Here is a 14,158-nt window from a genome sequence, read left to right as displayed (position 1 = left end):
ATCGTAGCAGTCGATTGGCAGGTTACAATGGAAACTACTCCGCCGCGGCCTGGCGGGCGGAGGCCTGGTCGAGCATCGGCTTGAGATAGCGCCCGGTCCAGCTGGCTTCGACAGCGCTGATCTGCTCCGGCGTGCCTGTTGCGACGACCGTACCGCCGCCGTCACCGCCTTCCGGGCCGATATCGATGACCCAGTCTGCGGTTTTCACCACGTCGAGATTATGCTCGATGATGACCATGGTGTTGCCTGTGCCGACCAGCTCTTGCAGCACGGAGAGCAGCTTGTTGACGTCCTCGAAGTGCAGGCCCGTCGTGGGTTCATCAAGAATGTAGAGCGTGCGACCAGTGGCGCGTTTTGAGAGCTCCTTGGCCAGCTTGACGCGCTGCGCCTCGCCGCCCGAGAGCGTCGTCGCTTGCTGCCCGACCTTGATATAACCGAGGCCGACGCGCTGTAGCGTGACCATCTTGTCCCGGATCGAAGGTACCGCCTTGAAGAAGTCGGCGGCCTCCTCGATGCTCATGTCGAGCACGTCCGCGATGGACCGACCCTTGAACTTGATCTCCAGCGTTTCGCGGTTATAGCGCGCGCCGTTGCAGACATCGCAGGTGACATAGACGTCCGGCAGAAAGTGCATCTCGATCTTGATAACGCCGCCGCCTTGGCACGCCTCGCAGCGCCCACCCTTGACGTTGAAGGAGAAGCGACCCGGCTTGTAGCCTCGCGTCTTGGCTTCGGGCAGCCCCGCAAACCAGTCCCGGATCGGCGTGAACGCCCCCGTATAGGTCGCCGGGTTGGAGCGCGGCGTGCGCCCAATCGGCGACTGATCGATATCGATCACCTTGTCGAGCTGGTCGAGGCCGTGAATGGCACGGTGCGGCATGGGCGGTTTCGTCGCCTTGTTGAGCTTGCGCGCAGCCGCCTTGTATAGCGTTTCCACTGTAAGGGTCGATTTGCCCCCGCCGGAAACGCCCGTAACGCAACTCATCACGCCGAGCGGAATGTCGACGTCGACATTTTTCAGATTATTGCCTGAGGCGCCTTCGATGCGAATGACCTTGTCCGGGTTGATCGTGCGGCGACGGGCGGGAATGTCGATCGCTTTCGCCCCTGTCAGATATTGTCCGGTCAGGGACTTGCTGGACTTCTTGATCTGACCCGGTGTGCCCTTGGCGACGACTTCGCCGCCGTGAATGCCGGCCTTGGGTCCCATATCGATGACATAATCGGCCGTCAGGATCGCCTCTTCGTCATGTTCGACGACCAGCACCGTATTGCCAAGATCGCGCAGCTCCTGCAGCGTCTGCAGCAGGCGCGCATTGTCGCGCTGATGCAGACCGATGGAGGGTTCATCCAGCACGTAGAGCACGCCCGTCAGGCCGGAGCCGATCTGACTGGCCAGCCGGATACGCTGGCTTTCACCGCCGGAGAGTGACCCCGATCCCCGGCCTAGTGTGAGGTAGTCCAGTCCGACCGCATTCAGAAACTTCAGCCGATCCGTAATTTCCTTAAGGATGCGCTCCGCAATCTCCATATCCTTGTCGGACAGGGTGGTTTTTAGCGTTTCGAAATGGGCCAGCGAGGCCGCAATGCTCATCTCGCCGGGGGCCGCAATGTCGAGCCCGGCAACCTTGACCGAGAGCGATTCCGGCTTCAGCCGCTTGCCGTCACAGCTATTGCAGAGCGCATTCGACATATATTTGCTCAGTTCCTCGCGCCGCCAGCTGCTTTCAGTATCGCGGTAGAGACGGGCGAGATTGGGCACGACGCCTTCGAAAGGCTTGCGTGTCTTGTAGCTCCGCTTGCCGTCCTTGAATTCGAACTGGATCTTGGTGCCGCCCGTTCCGTTCAGCACGACATTGCGGGCCTTGGTCGGCAGGTCGCGGAAGGGGGTGCTGACGGAAAAATCATAATGTCTGGCCAGTGATTGCAGCGTCTGCGCATAGAGGCCCGACGGGGTCTTGGACCAGGGCAGGATGGCACCGCCCGCCAGCGAGCGACTATCATCGGGAATGATCAAGGCCGGATCGAACTTTAGTTCCTTACCCAGACCGTCACAGGTCGGGCAGGCGCCTTGCGGACTGTTGAACGAGAAAAGGCGGGGCTCGATCTCCGCAAGGGTAAAGCCGGATACAGGGCAGGCGAACTTTTCCGAAAACAGCAGCCGCTGATCCGGATCATCCGCCTGTTCGGCAACGGCCAGACCGTCGGCAAGGCGCAGCGCCTGTTCCAGTGAGTCCGCAAGACGCGTCTCTACGCCTTCGCGCACAACGACGCGGTCGACGACGACATCAATGTCCTGCTTGAACTTCTTGTCGAGCTCCGGCGCGTCTTCCAGCCGGACCAGTTCGCCATTGATCTTGGCCCGTTGATACCCCGCCTTCATCCATTCTGCGATGTCCTTACGGAACTCACCCTTGCGATTGCGCACGACCGGCGCGAGCAGATAGAGCTTGGTGCCCTCGGGCATCGCCATGATCAGATCGACCATCTGGCTGACGGTCTGGCTCTCGATCGGCAGGCCCGTCGCAGGCGAATAGGGAACCCCGACCCGCGCCCAGAGCAGGCGCATATAATCATAGATTTCCGTTACCGTCCCGACAGTGGAGCGCGGGTTCTTGGACGTCGTCTTCTGTTCGATGGAAATGGCGGGCGACAGCCCTTCGATGGAATCCACATCCGGCTTGCCCTGCAATTCCAGGAACTGACGCGCATAGGCGGACAGGCTCTCGACATAGCGCCGCTGCCCTTCGGCGTAGATCGTATCGAAGGCGAGGGACGACTTGCCCGATCCCGACAGGCCGGTGATGACCACCAGCTTATCGCGCGGCAGATCGACATCGACGTCTTTCAGATTATGCTCGCGCGCGCCGCGAACCTGAATGTTTTTCAGCATGGCCATAGGGCTTTAACTCACAGCGGAAGAACGGGCTCCAGGACTGGACTTTCCGGCCAGAACAGATAAGGAACATTGGCGCTACTCCAAACAGCGAGTCGCGGCAAGGTCATGTCTGTATTGGATCGGGCTACCTCTTCTTACGTGCTAGCAGATGGGAGAGGGCAGTGGAAATGCAATGCGATCCACAGCTATCGGTTCCGACAGTGATGACGATGCCCCGGCCTGGTGCCAGTAGACGTTCATAAACCGCCCGCAGGGCCAGTCCAACGCTTAACGGACCCTGCGCACTCACAAGGAGATTATCATGGCAGGTTCAGTCAATAAGGTCATTCTCGTCGGCAATCTCGGAGCCGATCCCGAAGTTCGCACCTTCGGCAATGGCGGCAAGGTCGCCAAATTGCGCATGGCCACATCCGAAACATGGAAAGACCGGCAGAGCGGCGAACGCCGAGAGAAAACAGAATGGCATACGGTCGAAGTCTTCGGCGAAGGCCTGGTCGGCGTCATCGAACGCTACGTCAATAAAGGCTCCAAGCTCTATATCGAAGGTCAGCTGACAACCGAGAAGTGGCAGGACCGGGACGGCAATGACCGCTACACGACCAAGGTCAAGGTCGCGGGCCCGAACAGCAACCTGACGATGCTGGACAGCCGCAGTTCCGGCGGCGGTGGTGGCGGTGGCCGAAGCGGTGGCGGCGGCGACTTTAATCAGGATCGCGGCTATAATCAGGGCGGCGGCTCCCGCTCGGCGGCGAATATGGACGGGCCGAAGGGCGACTTCGACCTGGACGACGAGATCCCGTTCTAGGCGCATATTACTGGGCCAGACCCTTCTTTACGACACTGCAAAAGCGCCCCCTTGCTGGGCGCTTTTTTCTTATGCGCGTCTTGTGCTAGTCTTCCAGCAAGGAGGATTATACATGCCCTATATCGATGTCTTCATGGCCGCTGTGCCGCGGGCGCGCAAAGCGGACTATATCGCTCACGCCGAACAGTTCGGACAAATGTTCAAGCGTTACGGCGCGCTCGACTACCGCGAAGCCTGGGCCGAGGACGTGCCGGACGGCGAGGTGACCTCCATGCCGATGGCCGTGCAGAAAAACGATGATGAAGACGTTGTCGTGGGTTGGACGATCTGGGCCGACAAAGCCACGCGTGACAAGGCTTGGACCGACTGCGAGACGGATCCGGTCATGAAGGAATTCGGGTCCACCATGCCATTTGACGGTAAACGCCTCATCTATGGCGGCTTCGACCAGATCGTCGGGGATTAGGACAAGCTTTCAAGCCGCGCCCAGCGTTGCGACGAGCGTTTGATCGCCATGTGTCGCTACCTTTCGAGTTTGCGCGACGACTCCCCTTTTATCCGCTCCCACCGACCCTCCGCGTCGATCAGTCCTCCGGACTGATCTTAATCGCTCCGACGGCGAGCCTGTCACCCAACCCTCTCCGCCAGACGCGACAGCAGGAGATGGGCAGGCCGGTCGAGCCGGCCTGAGCGGGTCAGGTGGCGTATTCAGTCCCCGCTTATGGCTTTCAAGAAGACTGTTGCTTCAATCACCTACCACCAATCCCACAAACCTAATCCCCGGACCCTCATTTCCATGCTCTTTTATCCTTGTCCGTCACGGACACGGGGTGGGGCATAACCCTCGGTGTGGCGGATCGGTGTGAGGGCTTCGGCCCGTGTTGCGGACGGACATGTCCGCGACCGGTGAAAGCCGGAAAGGTCCGTCAGGTGATGGCGGAGCGACCGGGCCGATAGCGGATGTGTCGGCGGTTTATGCTGCCGCTGATACCCTTCCTTGTCTCTGCCGCCTCTGAGGCTGGTCCCTCGCGGACCGCGCGTGAGCCAAGCATCCGCCGCTGCCATGATCCGGCATCGGGGGTTAGGCCGCGGAATCCGCAGGCGATGGGTCGCAGGCGCGGCAGGCGAAACGAACCAAGCGCCGCGCGCGGGCTCCGTCTTGCGACGAAACGGTATTTATCTTTTGCTCCGGTCACGGGGCAGAGTCCGCGCCTCGTGTCACTTCTGATGATGAGGGTTCACGTCAAGCGTGATGCTGATGACCCGCTCTCAGCCGCAGGGTGGCGGTTGCCTGCAAACCGACCCCCGTTCCCGGCATTCATTGCCGAGGACAGGTGAGCGGCTCGTGATGACAGAGGTTAACGGGCAGACGACCGTGTCAGAGTGTGATCTGACCGCGCACCAGAGCATCATAATCGGCGGCGAGTTGTTTGACCGTGTCACCGACGGTAAAATGAGAACCCTAAATCTCGCGCACAGGGGTCACTTCCGCTGCTGTACCGACGACGAAGCATTGTTCGAAATGCGAAATTTCGCTGGGATAGATGTCGCGCCGATGCACGGTGATACCGCGTTTTTCGGCGAGCTTGATCACCGTGTCATAAGTGATGCCTTCGAGCAGGATATCGTTTGTGGGTGTGTGGAGCTCTCCGTCACGGACAAAGAAGATATGCGCGCCCGTACATTCAGCGACGCGACCGCGATAATCATACATCAGCGCGTCGTCCCAACCCGTTGCCGCCGCCTTGTCCTTGGCCAGCGTGCAGATCATGTAGAGACCCGCCGCTTTGGATTTGCATGGGATCGTATCGGGTGCCGGGCGTTTCCAGTCCGAGATCATCAGCCGGATGCCCTTCATCTTGTCGGGGAAGTAGTTGCCCCAGTGCCAGGTCGCGACAGCCAGATGGATGACATTGTTCTTCGACGCCACTCCCATCATTTCGCTGCCACGCCAGGCGACGGGCCGCACATAGGCGTCGCCCAGTCCGGACTTGGCGAGCGCGTCGAGGCAGGCCTGATCGATTTCTTCGACCGAATAGGGGATTTCGTAGCCGAGATGCTCGGCAGAGCGTTTCAGTCGGGCTGAATGATTGGTCAGACGGAAAATCTTGCCGTCATAGGCGCGGTCGCCTTCGAATACGGCGGAACCATAGTGCAGGGAATGTGTCAGAAGGTGGATATTGGCGTCGCGCCAGTCCACGAACGACCCATCGACCCAGATATGGCCGTCACGGTCGTGATAGGGTTTTTCCAGCATGGGGCGTTCCTTCGGGCACGTCAGTCAGTGTTGGTGTCTTTCTTGTCTTGGAGCGGGGCAAGTCAACCGTCATAAGGCCCTTGAAGGAGTAAAGTTTGGACAAGCAAGCCACCTATATCGAACGCAGCGACACGCATGTGCTGGTGATCGACGATGACGACCGGATTCGTGATCTCCTGGCGCGCTATCTGGGGCGAGCGGGTTATCGTGTCTCGACGGCCCGGGACGCGGCGGATGCGCGCGCCAAGATGGAAGGTCTGTCCTATGATCTGCTGATCGTCGATGTGATGATGCCGGGCGAGGATGGTGTCGCCCTGATTGCCGATCTGCGTACCCATCTGGACATTCCGATGATCCTGCTGACAGCGCTGGGCGATCCGGCGCACAGGATCCGGGGCCTCAAAGCGGGTGCGGACGACTATCTGGCAAAGCCATTCGAACCCGAAGAGCTTCTGCTGCGGATGGACGCGATTTTTCGCCGGACGGGCCGCAAGACGGTCAGTGACCGCATCCGTTTCGGTGCGTTCGAATATAGCTTGGAAAACAGCGTGCTGATGAAAGAGGGGGAGATTGTCCGCCTGACGACCAGTGAAACGGCGCTGCTTGATCTCCTGGCCCGTCAGGGCAGCGGAACCGTGTCGCGCTACATGCTGTCGCAGAACGTCAATGGTGATAGCGAACGCGCCGTCGATGTGCAGATGACCCGCCTTCGCCGCAAGCTGGAGCCCAATCCGTCGGAGCCGCAATATCTGCTGACGGTGCGGGGAAAAGGCTACAGGCTGGTGGCTGAACCTGCGCTGGACCCGGCGGCGCGGTAAGAACCATGGCGGGACGCCCTAGCCTGAAGCAATTCGTGCCCAAGTCGATCTTCGGGCGCAGCCTTCTGATCATCATCCTGCCCGTCGTGGTGATGCAGATGATCGTGGCCTATATTTTCTTCAATGCGCATTGGGCGACGGTAACGGCCAATCTGACCGAGTCGGTGGCCGCCGATGTCGCAGTCGCAACGGAGCTTTACAGCCGCGACCCGTCCATCGACACGGCGAAAGCGCTGGATGATCTGCTCCGGCCCGATATGCAGCTCTCGGTCCGTTTGAAGCCTGGGGAAGCGCTGCCGCAATCGCGTCGGCGAAACTTCTTTTCCGTGCTGGATCAGTCGATCGGTCGCGCCCTGGCCAATGCCATTGATGAGCCTTTCTGGTTCGACACGACACGCTACCCGCACCATATCGATATCCGCGTCGCGGTCGATGAAGGGGTGCTGCAATTTTATGCCGCCCGCGACCGTGTCTTTGCGCCGACGGGGTTCGTCTTCATCTTCTGGCTGGTGACGGCGACGATCCTGCTGACGCTGGTGTCAGTTCTCTATATCCGGCGACAAAGCGTTCCGATCCGCGAACTGGCAGACGCAGCTGACGCTTTCGGTAAAGGGCAGGATGTGTCCAACTACAAGCCGCACGGGGCAGCCGAAGTGCGTCGGGCCGGTCAGTCATTCATGCGGATGCGGCAGCGTATTCGTCGCCATCTGGATCAACGCACATTGATGCTGGCCGGTGTGAGCCATGACCTGCGGACGCCACTGACCCGCCTCAAGCTGGCGCTGTCCATGGCCGAAACCAAGGAGGATATCGCCGAAGCGCGCCATGATGTCGACGAAATGGAAGCGATGCTGTCGGCCTATCTCGATTTTGCGCATGGGGCGGGGCGCGGGGACGCCATTCCCGTCCGACTGGATGAGCTGCTGCTCACCCTCGGGGAGGAGGAGTCCGTGCCGGTTACCGTGTCCGAACCCGTGACCATCGATGCGCGACCGCAGCAGATTCGCCGTGCCGTACTTAACCTGGTCAATAATGCTCGCAAATATGCGCGCGACCCCTCGATCGCTCTCTGGACGACACCGGATCACCTTCTGATCCGGATCGACGATGCCGGTCCGGGCATTCCGGAAGATAAGCGTGAAGATGTGCTGCGGCCCTTTGCGCGCATGGATGATGCCCGCACGCAGAATGTCGAGGGTGTCGGTCTGGGACTTGCCGTGGCGCGCGACATTGCGCAGATTCATGGAGGGCGGCTAAAGCTCGATGACAGTCCAAGAGGGGGATTGCGCGCGACAATACAGTTGCCGCGCTAGCATTCGGCTGCCGCTCAGCCCGACAGTTCCTGCGCGCGATCGAACGCCGCCTGCACGGTTTGACGCATCAGGTTGATCAGTGCGCCATCCGCCATCAACACGTCCAGAGCCGCCTGTGTCGTGCCACCCGGGGAGGTGACGGCTTCGCGGAGTTCCGTTGCAGACCGCTCGGATGCTTCAAGCAATGCGCTGGATCCCGTCAGTGTCGCCCGGGCAAGCTGCGCCGCTGTCTTGGCGTCGAATCCGACCTGCATGGCGGCATCGGTGAGAGCTTCGCAGAGGTGGAAGATATAGGCCGGACCGGATCCCGATATGGCAGTCACAGCATCGATCGCACGGTCGTCCGCCACACGGATGACCTCGCCATTCGCACCGAGCAGGGCCTCGCATAGCTTGGCCTGCTCCTCGGACAGACTGTCACCCGCCGCATAGGCCGTGATGCCTCTGCCGACAGCCGCGGGCGTATTCGGCATGGCTCTGACGATAATCGCGTCGGGAAAGGCGCGGGCCAGCGTATCGGTCGCCGTGCCGGCCATGATGGAAATGATGAGGGGTTCGGCCGGAAGAGCGGCCGCCAATTTACGGCTGAGGCCAGTAAAAAGCTGCGGCTTGATCGCCAGCAAGACAACGCGCACCGATTTCGGAATATCGTCGGCATCCTCGATATGCCGTGCGCCGCGTTCGATCAGATAGACCGCCTCACTGCCCGGCTTGGGGTCGAGAATGACAAGGTTGCGCGGATTGACCAGCGAGTCCCCCACCCAGCTGGACAGGAGAGCCCCGCCCATATTGCCAGCACCAACGATGAGGTGAGTCTGCGCCATAAGGCGGGCCTATCCGTGGGAAGCGATATCCACAAGGGCTTCGGCCAAGGCATCTTCAGGAGATTTGCCAGCCCAGATAACGTATTGGGCCGCCGGATAACCCCGTTCCGCAGCGTCCAGACTCTAACTCATGACGTCGAGCGCCTGATCGAGCGACAAGGCCGCGCCGCCTCGTAATGAGACGGAGTGACGGAAGACGAGATTGCCGTTGCGTTGCCAGAAATCGAAATGACCCGCTGCCAGCCGCTCATTCAGTAGTGACAGGAGGCGGCAGATCGCATCGGACCGTCCGCCCGGTACGCGACCATCGAATAGAATGAAAAGGGAGAGCTGTTCTTCCTTGGAATTCCAGGACAGCGAGAGATCGTGATCGCACCACAGACCATGCAGACTGATGTGAACCTCATGATCGCCAATCCGCTCATAGGCGTAGTTCTCGGCTACAGCGATGCGGATGAAGGTCTCGATCGGATTCGAACGGAGCCGGGGCGCAGCCTTCAAGGTCGGCACGGGTCTGATACAACGGTCGTCGGCAAATGCCATGTCAGTGTCCACGAATCTTCTCACCCCACGGCTAAGGGTTAATCGAAACTTGGCAAGCTATTCGGCTATCTGGCGTGTTGATAACCACGGGGCAGGTGCGAACATTAACCCTGTTCGCCGACGCGTTCAGCCCGTCGATTCAGGTGTCCAGACCCTATGTTTCGTCATGATGCGTTGAAAACGATCCGACTCTAACCAGTGTTTCAACCAGTCCTGCAAATCTTGCGGAATGCTGGCAGCCCACCAGTCAGGTTCAACGGCGGCGAACTGACGCACGAACGGGAATGTCGCGACATCGATCAGCCGTGGCCTGTCGGCACGTAGAAATGTCGTGTGCGAGAGATTGGAGGCAAAATCGAGCAGGACGGCAAGGGCTTCGGCCCGCTGCTTGTGATCGACGGCTTCGCGCGCGATGCTCTCGTCGTAGCGACTGGCATATTTGTAGCGGTCGAGCCGGTCCTTGAAAGCTTCCAGAAACTGCTCGACGTCTCGACGATCCGCTTCGGTCTCGCTCGTCCAGCCTTCCGGGTCATGGCGGGACAGGGCCCATATCATGATGTCCAGGCTTTCATCGATGACTGTGCCGTCTGGCAGGACGAGGACGGGGACGGTTCCCTTGGGCGAAGCGGCGAGCATGGCGGCGGGTTTGTCCCGCAGCAGGACCTCGCGATGGGCGACCGCAATCTCCGCCGCGTCCAGCGCCATCCTGGCCCGCATGGCAAAGGGACAGCGCCGAAAGGAATAGAGGACGGGTTGTGTCACGTCTGTCGACCGAGATGGACCATGTCGCGTGTCTGCGCGAGATCGATCTGTTTCTGGCGCTCTTCAAAACGCGACTTGTCCGTATCAGCGTCGGCGCAATGCGGACAGCTCACGCCCTTCCTGTAGCTCGGGTTCTGCAGGTCGTCTGGTGAGAGCGGCATGCGACAGGCAAAACACTGCGACCAGTCCGTTTCCGACAGGCCATGCCCAACGGCAACGCGCTGATCGAACACGAAGCAGTCTCCGTCCCAGAGACTGTCCTTGGGCGACTGGGTCTCGAGATATTTGAGGATGCCGCCTTTCAGATGCATGACCTCCGGAAAGCCTTCACCGAGCATGTAGGATGAGGCTTTTTCGCACCGTATTCCGCCGGTGCAGAACATGGCGATACGCCTGCCCTCGAGCTGCGGGCGATTGTCAGCGACCCATTGCGGAAAGTCGCGGAAGGATTCTGTGTTCGGATTGATGGCACCGCGAAATGTGCCGACGGCGACCTCATAATCATTGCGCGTATCGATCAGCACCGTATTGGGGTCTGTAATCACATCATTCCAGTTTTCAGGCTGGACATAGGTGCCGACCCGGCAGGTCGGGTCGACATCTGAGCGGCCGATCGTGACGATTTCGCGCTTGAGACGGACTTTGAAACGCAGAAAGGGCTGGTCCGCACTGTCACTGAACTTCACATCGAGATCAGACAGTCGGGGGTCGGCCCGCATATAGGTTAGAATGGCATCGATATCGTGAGATCGGCCTGCAATCGTACCATTGATGCCTTCATTGGCCAGTAGCAAGGTGCCGGAGATATTCAGCATATCGCCCATCGCCTTCAACCAAGGCTGAAGGTTCTTGTGATCCGGAAGACTGACAAATTTGTAGAGGGCGGCGACGGTGTAGGTCATGGCGACGGCGCTATGGCAGGCGAGGCTCCAGGGTCAACCATTTGGGTCAGAGGCATCACCCCGTTCAATCATCTCGACCGCCCGGTTCAGCAGGCCGGTGCGGTCCAGAAACAGAACCATCCTGTCCGGAATATCGGCGCGCTCCAACAATGCCGTGACCTGTTCGCTGATAAAGTCCGGGTCGCTGCAGGTCGCCGCCAGTAATCGCAAGTCACGCGAGCCAGGCCCCGATTTCAGTTCTGTCTCGAGCGCGTCGAACGCGCGCGACAGACGATACATCTGGAGCGGACCCGGACTCTCTCCAGATAGCCAGGTCTCACTGACCGATTTGAAAGCCTCGATGGACTTTGCGGCCCGTTTCTCGATGCGATCAAGCGCGCGCTCGCTGCGCGGTTCGATCCATTCCGCAGTGCAGATCTCGGCAGGGTCAGGGGTCGAAGCGCAGGCGGGTAGCAGCAAGAGCAAAGCCAAAAATTGTGTCTTCACGACATCTCCGGATAAAAAAATCGACGACAAGGCGTTCGTCTATCACGCCTATCCAATGGCGACGATTGCTGGATAAGTGTATTTGCAGTATCATAGGTCAGAACGGAGGCGCGATGTCAAAGCCAGCACGGGCGATTGACGATACTGCTTGCGGCCTGTCCGATATGCAGGCCGAAGCCGTTCGCGCACAACTGGCCCGCATTCTTGATCACGCGCTGTTTTCCGACACGACACGCATGAAGCGGTTTCTGACCTATGTGGTCGAGGAGGCGATCGCCGGGCGTGGTGCGCGTCTGAAGGGCTACACAATCGGACTGGAAGTTTTTGACAAGCCCAGTGACTTCAACTCGCAGACCGACACGATCGTGCGTGTGCAGGCAAGCCAGTTACGACGCCGGTTGGATCTGTATTACGCAGATGCCGGAGAGAGTGACCCCATTCGGCTGACCATTCCAAAAGGACGTTATGCCCCGCGGTTCGAAGTCCGGTCGCCACGGACTCAACAGGGGGACTCAAGCGTGGACGACGATGCGGAAGCGTCGGGCGAAGAACGCGGCTTGTCCCGGCCAGGCCTTGCCGTTGTTACCTTCGTCGATGATACTGGGCCGTCTGATTCTGCTTTCTTTGCAAAGGGGCTGACAGCCGAGATCATTTCAGCGCTGGTTCAGTTCAGGCATATCCGCGTCATCGCGCAGCATCCCGATGTTCCAGGGGAAGTGGTAGCAGCGTCCCTGTCGACGATCGACATGACCCGTGATGTCCAGTTCGTCCTGTCCGGAAATGTGCGCCGCTCAGCTGATGTGTTCCGCGTGGTGGCCACGTTGAGCGCAGCCGACACCGGCCAGGTCCTGTACCGAGAGACGTTCGACCGGGTCTATGCGCCCGATACCGTATTCGAATTGCAGGAATCCATCGCTTCCAACGTGGCTGCTGCTGTGGCTGCCCCGTTCGGACAGATTAATCGTCACAATCGTCGCCTTAATTCCGGTCGGCGTCAGTCCATATCGGCCTATGAGGCTGTCTTGCGTTTCTATGAAATGGGGCTGGGACCCAGCCGGGAGGACGCCGCGAGCCTGTTGCATGATATTGAAGTCATCACGGATGCCAGCCCGAATTTTTCGACGGGCTTTGCCATTCGCTCCATGCTCAATAGCTATATGTGTACACAGTGCATTCCACCTGGCAGTCCTGACCATTTCCTCGTGAATGCGCGGGGTCTTGCGCAGAAAGCCATGTCCATCGACCCGATGAATTCGATGGCTTATTTTGCGGCATTTCAGGCACTACATCATTCCGGAGATGTGCGCGCGGGCGAGCAGATGGCGCAGAAAGCCATGACGCTCAATCCGAATGATTATGCGATGCTGGCCTATTTTGCACTCACGCGTGCTGCCATGGGCGATGTCGAAACGGCGGCGGCCTATGACGCGTCCGCCAGACGTCTCGTGACGTCGCCACCCGCCTGGTTCGACGCGGCCAGTCTGCTAATCGACTTTGTCGGCAAAGATTATGAGGGGGTCATTGCGCGGATTGGCGAGATCAAACCCAGCAGTCCGGTTCATCTGATCATGCTTAAAATCGCCTGCTTGGGCCTGACGGACGAAATCGAGAGCGGCATAAAGACATTCCAACGCGTCTCGGATGGGGCCTCTACCTATGCGCAGGAGGCGATGCGAATGCTGCAATTCTGGCAAGTCGACCGGGTGATCGAAGCCATGATTATCGAGGGCTGGTCGCGACTGGGCCTGATGGCAGGGCCTGACGTAACGGCTCAGTGAATATTCTTGGAGTTTAGAAAGCTCATATCCATTGGCTCAGCAACAAGCATCGCCCAATAGGTCGAGTAGGTCGTGCGCGGTTCGTAAACGAGCGCGATCCCGAATTCGGATACATCAGGCCGCAAGAGATTCTGATTATGACCCGGGCTTTCCTGCCAGGCCTTGAAGACATCGTCCCAGCTCTTCTGACCCGTGGCGACATTCTCGCCTGCAATCAGGAAGTTATAGCCGACGCGACGGGCGCGGTCGCCATGGGTCGACCCATCTGTACCATTGTGGGAGATGATGCCCGCTTTGGCGAGATCATCCGCATGCATGCGCGAAGCTTCGATCAGTCGCGTTTCCAGTGTCACAGGTCCCAGGCCATGTCGCGCACGATAGGCATTCAGATCGGACAGAGCCTCGCGCAGGTCGAGTGGCTCCGGCGGTTGCTGTGGAAAGACGGGGTTGGCGCCGAAACCGTTATTGAGACGGCAGAACGCGTCGGGTTTCGTCACGTCGGGTTGATATGTCACAGCGCCGCGGCAAACGGAGTCGCCTTTGCATAGAGCCGAGCATTGTTCGGCGGAGCTGACAGGGACAATCCGGTATGTTCCGTCGTCAGGCTTGAACGCACCCTTGAAGGCGCCGGTCGTGGCGGATGCCGGTAACGTCGTCAAAGCGATGATCGGCAAGGCCATTGCCGCAAAAATCCCCAACCTCATACGCCCGAACATAAAGAGCCTCCTGTAGATCGAAAGCGCATTTCACAGCCAAAAAGCTAGGAAATGG

General features: G+C 59.5%; 13 protein-coding genes. 5 read left to right on the top strand and 8 right to left on the bottom strand.

All coding sequences use genetic code 11. The annotated features are described in order from the left end of the window. Positions 1 to 34 precede the first annotated feature (34 nt). Positions 35 to 2,899 carry an excinuclease ABC subunit UvrA gene (gene uvrA / locus AB6B39_RS10430; RefSeq protein ID WP_348520146.1) on the bottom strand — a complete coding sequence of 955 codons (2,865 nt, stop codon included), beginning with the start codon at positions 2,897 to 2,899 and terminating at the stop codon, positions 35 to 37. A gap of 301 nt (positions 2,900 to 3,200) precedes the next feature. Here uvrA and ssb point away from each other — a divergent pair, with 301 nt between their 5' ends. Together ssb and AB6B39_RS10420 are read left to right on the top strand one after the other, a co-directional pair. Further along, positions 3,201 to 3,704, top strand: a complete 504-nt coding sequence (ssb, locus tag AB6B39_RS10425) for a single-stranded DNA-binding protein (RefSeq protein ID WP_284370641.1) — start codon at positions 3,201 to 3,203, stop codon at positions 3,702 to 3,704. Between the two features lie 112 nt (positions 3,705 to 3,816). Continuing rightward, positions 3,817 to 4,170, top strand: coding sequence for a DUF1428 domain-containing protein (locus AB6B39_RS10420; RefSeq protein ID WP_284370643.1), 354 nt, complete (start codon positions 3,817 to 3,819; stop codon positions 4,168 to 4,170). Between the two features lie 996 nt (positions 4,171 to 5,166). Here AB6B39_RS10420 and AB6B39_RS10415 read toward each other — a convergent pair. Continuing rightward, positions 5,167 to 5,961, bottom strand: coding sequence for a branched-chain amino acid aminotransferase (locus AB6B39_RS10415; RefSeq protein ID WP_371398561.1), 795 nt, complete (start codon positions 5,959 to 5,961; stop codon positions 5,167 to 5,169). A gap of 95 nt (positions 5,962 to 6,056) precedes the next feature. On the opposite strand from AB6B39_RS10415, the gene AB6B39_RS10410 reads away from it, so the two are divergent. Further along, positions 6,057 to 6,779 (top strand): response regulator, encoded by a 723-nt coding sequence (locus tag AB6B39_RS10410; RefSeq protein ID WP_284370646.1) that lies wholly within the window; start codon positions 6,057 to 6,059, stop codon positions 6,777 to 6,779. A gap of 5 nt (positions 6,780 to 6,784) precedes the next feature. Further along, positions 6,785 to 8,092, top strand: coding sequence for an ATP-binding protein (locus AB6B39_RS10405; RefSeq protein WP_284370649.1), 1,308 nt, complete (start codon positions 6,785 to 6,787; stop codon positions 8,090 to 8,092). Positions 8,093 to 8,106: 14 nt separating this feature from the next. Here the strand turns inward: AB6B39_RS10405 and proC are convergent, their stop codons facing one another. The 5 genes from proC to AB6B39_RS10380 all read right to left on the bottom strand — a co-directional run bounded on the left by proC (position 8,107) and on the right by AB6B39_RS10380 (position 11,609). After that, a complete protein-coding gene (gene proC / locus AB6B39_RS10400; RefSeq protein ID WP_284370651.1) occupies positions 8,107 to 8,916 on the bottom strand; it encodes a pyrroline-5-carboxylate reductase in 810 nt (269 codons plus the stop codon). A 123-nt stretch (positions 8,917 to 9,039) separates the two neighbouring features. After that, a complete protein-coding gene (locus tag AB6B39_RS10395; RefSeq protein ID WP_371398560.1) occupies positions 9,040 to 9,459 on the bottom strand; it encodes a YbjN domain-containing protein in 420 nt (139 codons plus the stop codon). Positions 9,460 to 9,585: 126 nt separating this feature from the next. After that, positions 9,586 to 10,221: a glutathione S-transferase N-terminal domain-containing protein gene (locus tag AB6B39_RS10390; RefSeq protein WP_284370656.1), complete on the bottom strand. Its 636-nt coding sequence runs from the start codon at positions 10,219 to 10,221 to the stop codon at positions 9,586 to 9,588. Further along, positions 10,218 to 11,123 (bottom strand): rhodanese-related sulfurtransferase, encoded by a 906-nt coding sequence (locus AB6B39_RS10385; RefSeq protein WP_284370658.1) that lies wholly within the window; start codon positions 11,121 to 11,123, stop codon positions 10,218 to 10,220. Before AB6B39_RS10385 ends, AB6B39_RS10390 begins: the two co-directional genes overlap by 4 nt. A 33-nt stretch (positions 11,124 to 11,156) precedes the next feature. Continuing rightward, on the bottom strand, positions 11,157 to 11,609 hold the full coding sequence (locus tag AB6B39_RS10380) for a hypothetical protein (protein ID WP_284370660.1): 453 nt from the start codon (positions 11,607 to 11,609) through the stop codon (positions 11,157 to 11,159). Between the two features lie 113 nt (positions 11,610 to 11,722). Here AB6B39_RS10380 and AB6B39_RS10375 point away from each other — a divergent pair, with 113 nt between their 5' ends. Beyond that, entirely contained in the window at positions 11,723 to 13,387 is a 1,665-nt protein-coding gene (locus tag AB6B39_RS10375) for a tetratricopeptide repeat protein (protein ID WP_371398559.1), read from the top strand. On the opposite strand, the gene AB6B39_RS10370 is transcribed toward AB6B39_RS10375, so the two are convergent. After that, positions 13,381 to 14,103: a CAP domain-containing protein gene (locus AB6B39_RS10370; protein ID WP_284370665.1), complete on the bottom strand. Its 723-nt coding sequence runs from the start codon at positions 14,101 to 14,103 to the stop codon at positions 13,381 to 13,383. The two genes, AB6B39_RS10375 and AB6B39_RS10370, sit on opposite strands and share 7 nt — an antisense overlap. Positions 14,104 to 14,158: the final 55 nt, after the last annotated feature.

Origin of the sequence: Algimonas porphyrae (genome assembly GCF_041429795.1) — a bacterium.
Taxonomy (GTDB): Bacteria; Pseudomonadota; Alphaproteobacteria; order Caulobacterales; family Maricaulaceae; genus Litorimonas; species Litorimonas porphyrae.
Note: the sequence above shows the minus strand (reverse complement) of the source record. Positions and strands in the feature narration are given on the sequence as shown.

What these genes read in the sequence shown, in the direction of transcription:
- AB6B39_RS10375 (WP_371398559.1), top strand. Translation starts at nt 11,723, where the DNA reads ATGTCAAAGCCAGCACGGGCGATTGACGATACTGCTTGCGGCCTGTCC.
- AB6B39_RS10420 (WP_284370643.1), top strand. Translation starts at nt 3,817, where the DNA reads ATGCCCTATATCGATGTCTTCATGGCCGCTGTGCCGCGGGCGCGCAAA.
- AB6B39_RS10395 (WP_371398560.1), bottom strand. Translation starts at nt 9,459, where the DNA reads ATGGCATTTGCCGACGACCGTTGTATCAGACCCGTGCCGACCTTGAAG.
- ssb (WP_284370641.1), top strand. Translation starts at nt 3,201, where the DNA reads ATGGCAGGTTCAGTCAATAAGGTCATTCTCGTCGGCAATCTCGGAGCC.
- AB6B39_RS10385 (WP_284370658.1), bottom strand. Translation starts at nt 11,123, where the DNA reads ATGACCTACACCGTCGCCGCCCTCTACAAATTTGTCAGTCTTCCGGAT.
- proC (WP_284370651.1), bottom strand. Translation starts at nt 8,916, where the DNA reads ATGGCGCAGACTCACCTCATCGTTGGTGCTGGCAATATGGGCGGGGCT.
- AB6B39_RS10415 (WP_371398561.1), bottom strand. Translation starts at nt 5,961, where the DNA reads ATGCTGGAAAAACCCTATCACGACCGTGACGGCCATATCTGGGTCGAT.
- AB6B39_RS10370 (WP_284370665.1), bottom strand. Translation starts at nt 14,103, where the DNA reads ATGTTCGGGCGTATGAGGTTGGGGATTTTTGCGGCAATGGCCTTGCCG.
- uvrA (WP_348520146.1), bottom strand. Translation starts at nt 2,899, where the DNA reads ATGGCCATGCTGAAAAACATTCAGGTTCGCGGCGCGCGCGAGCATAAT.
- AB6B39_RS10405 (WP_284370649.1), top strand. Translation starts at nt 6,785, where the DNA reads ATGGCGGGACGCCCTAGCCTGAAGCAATTCGTGCCCAAGTCGATCTTC.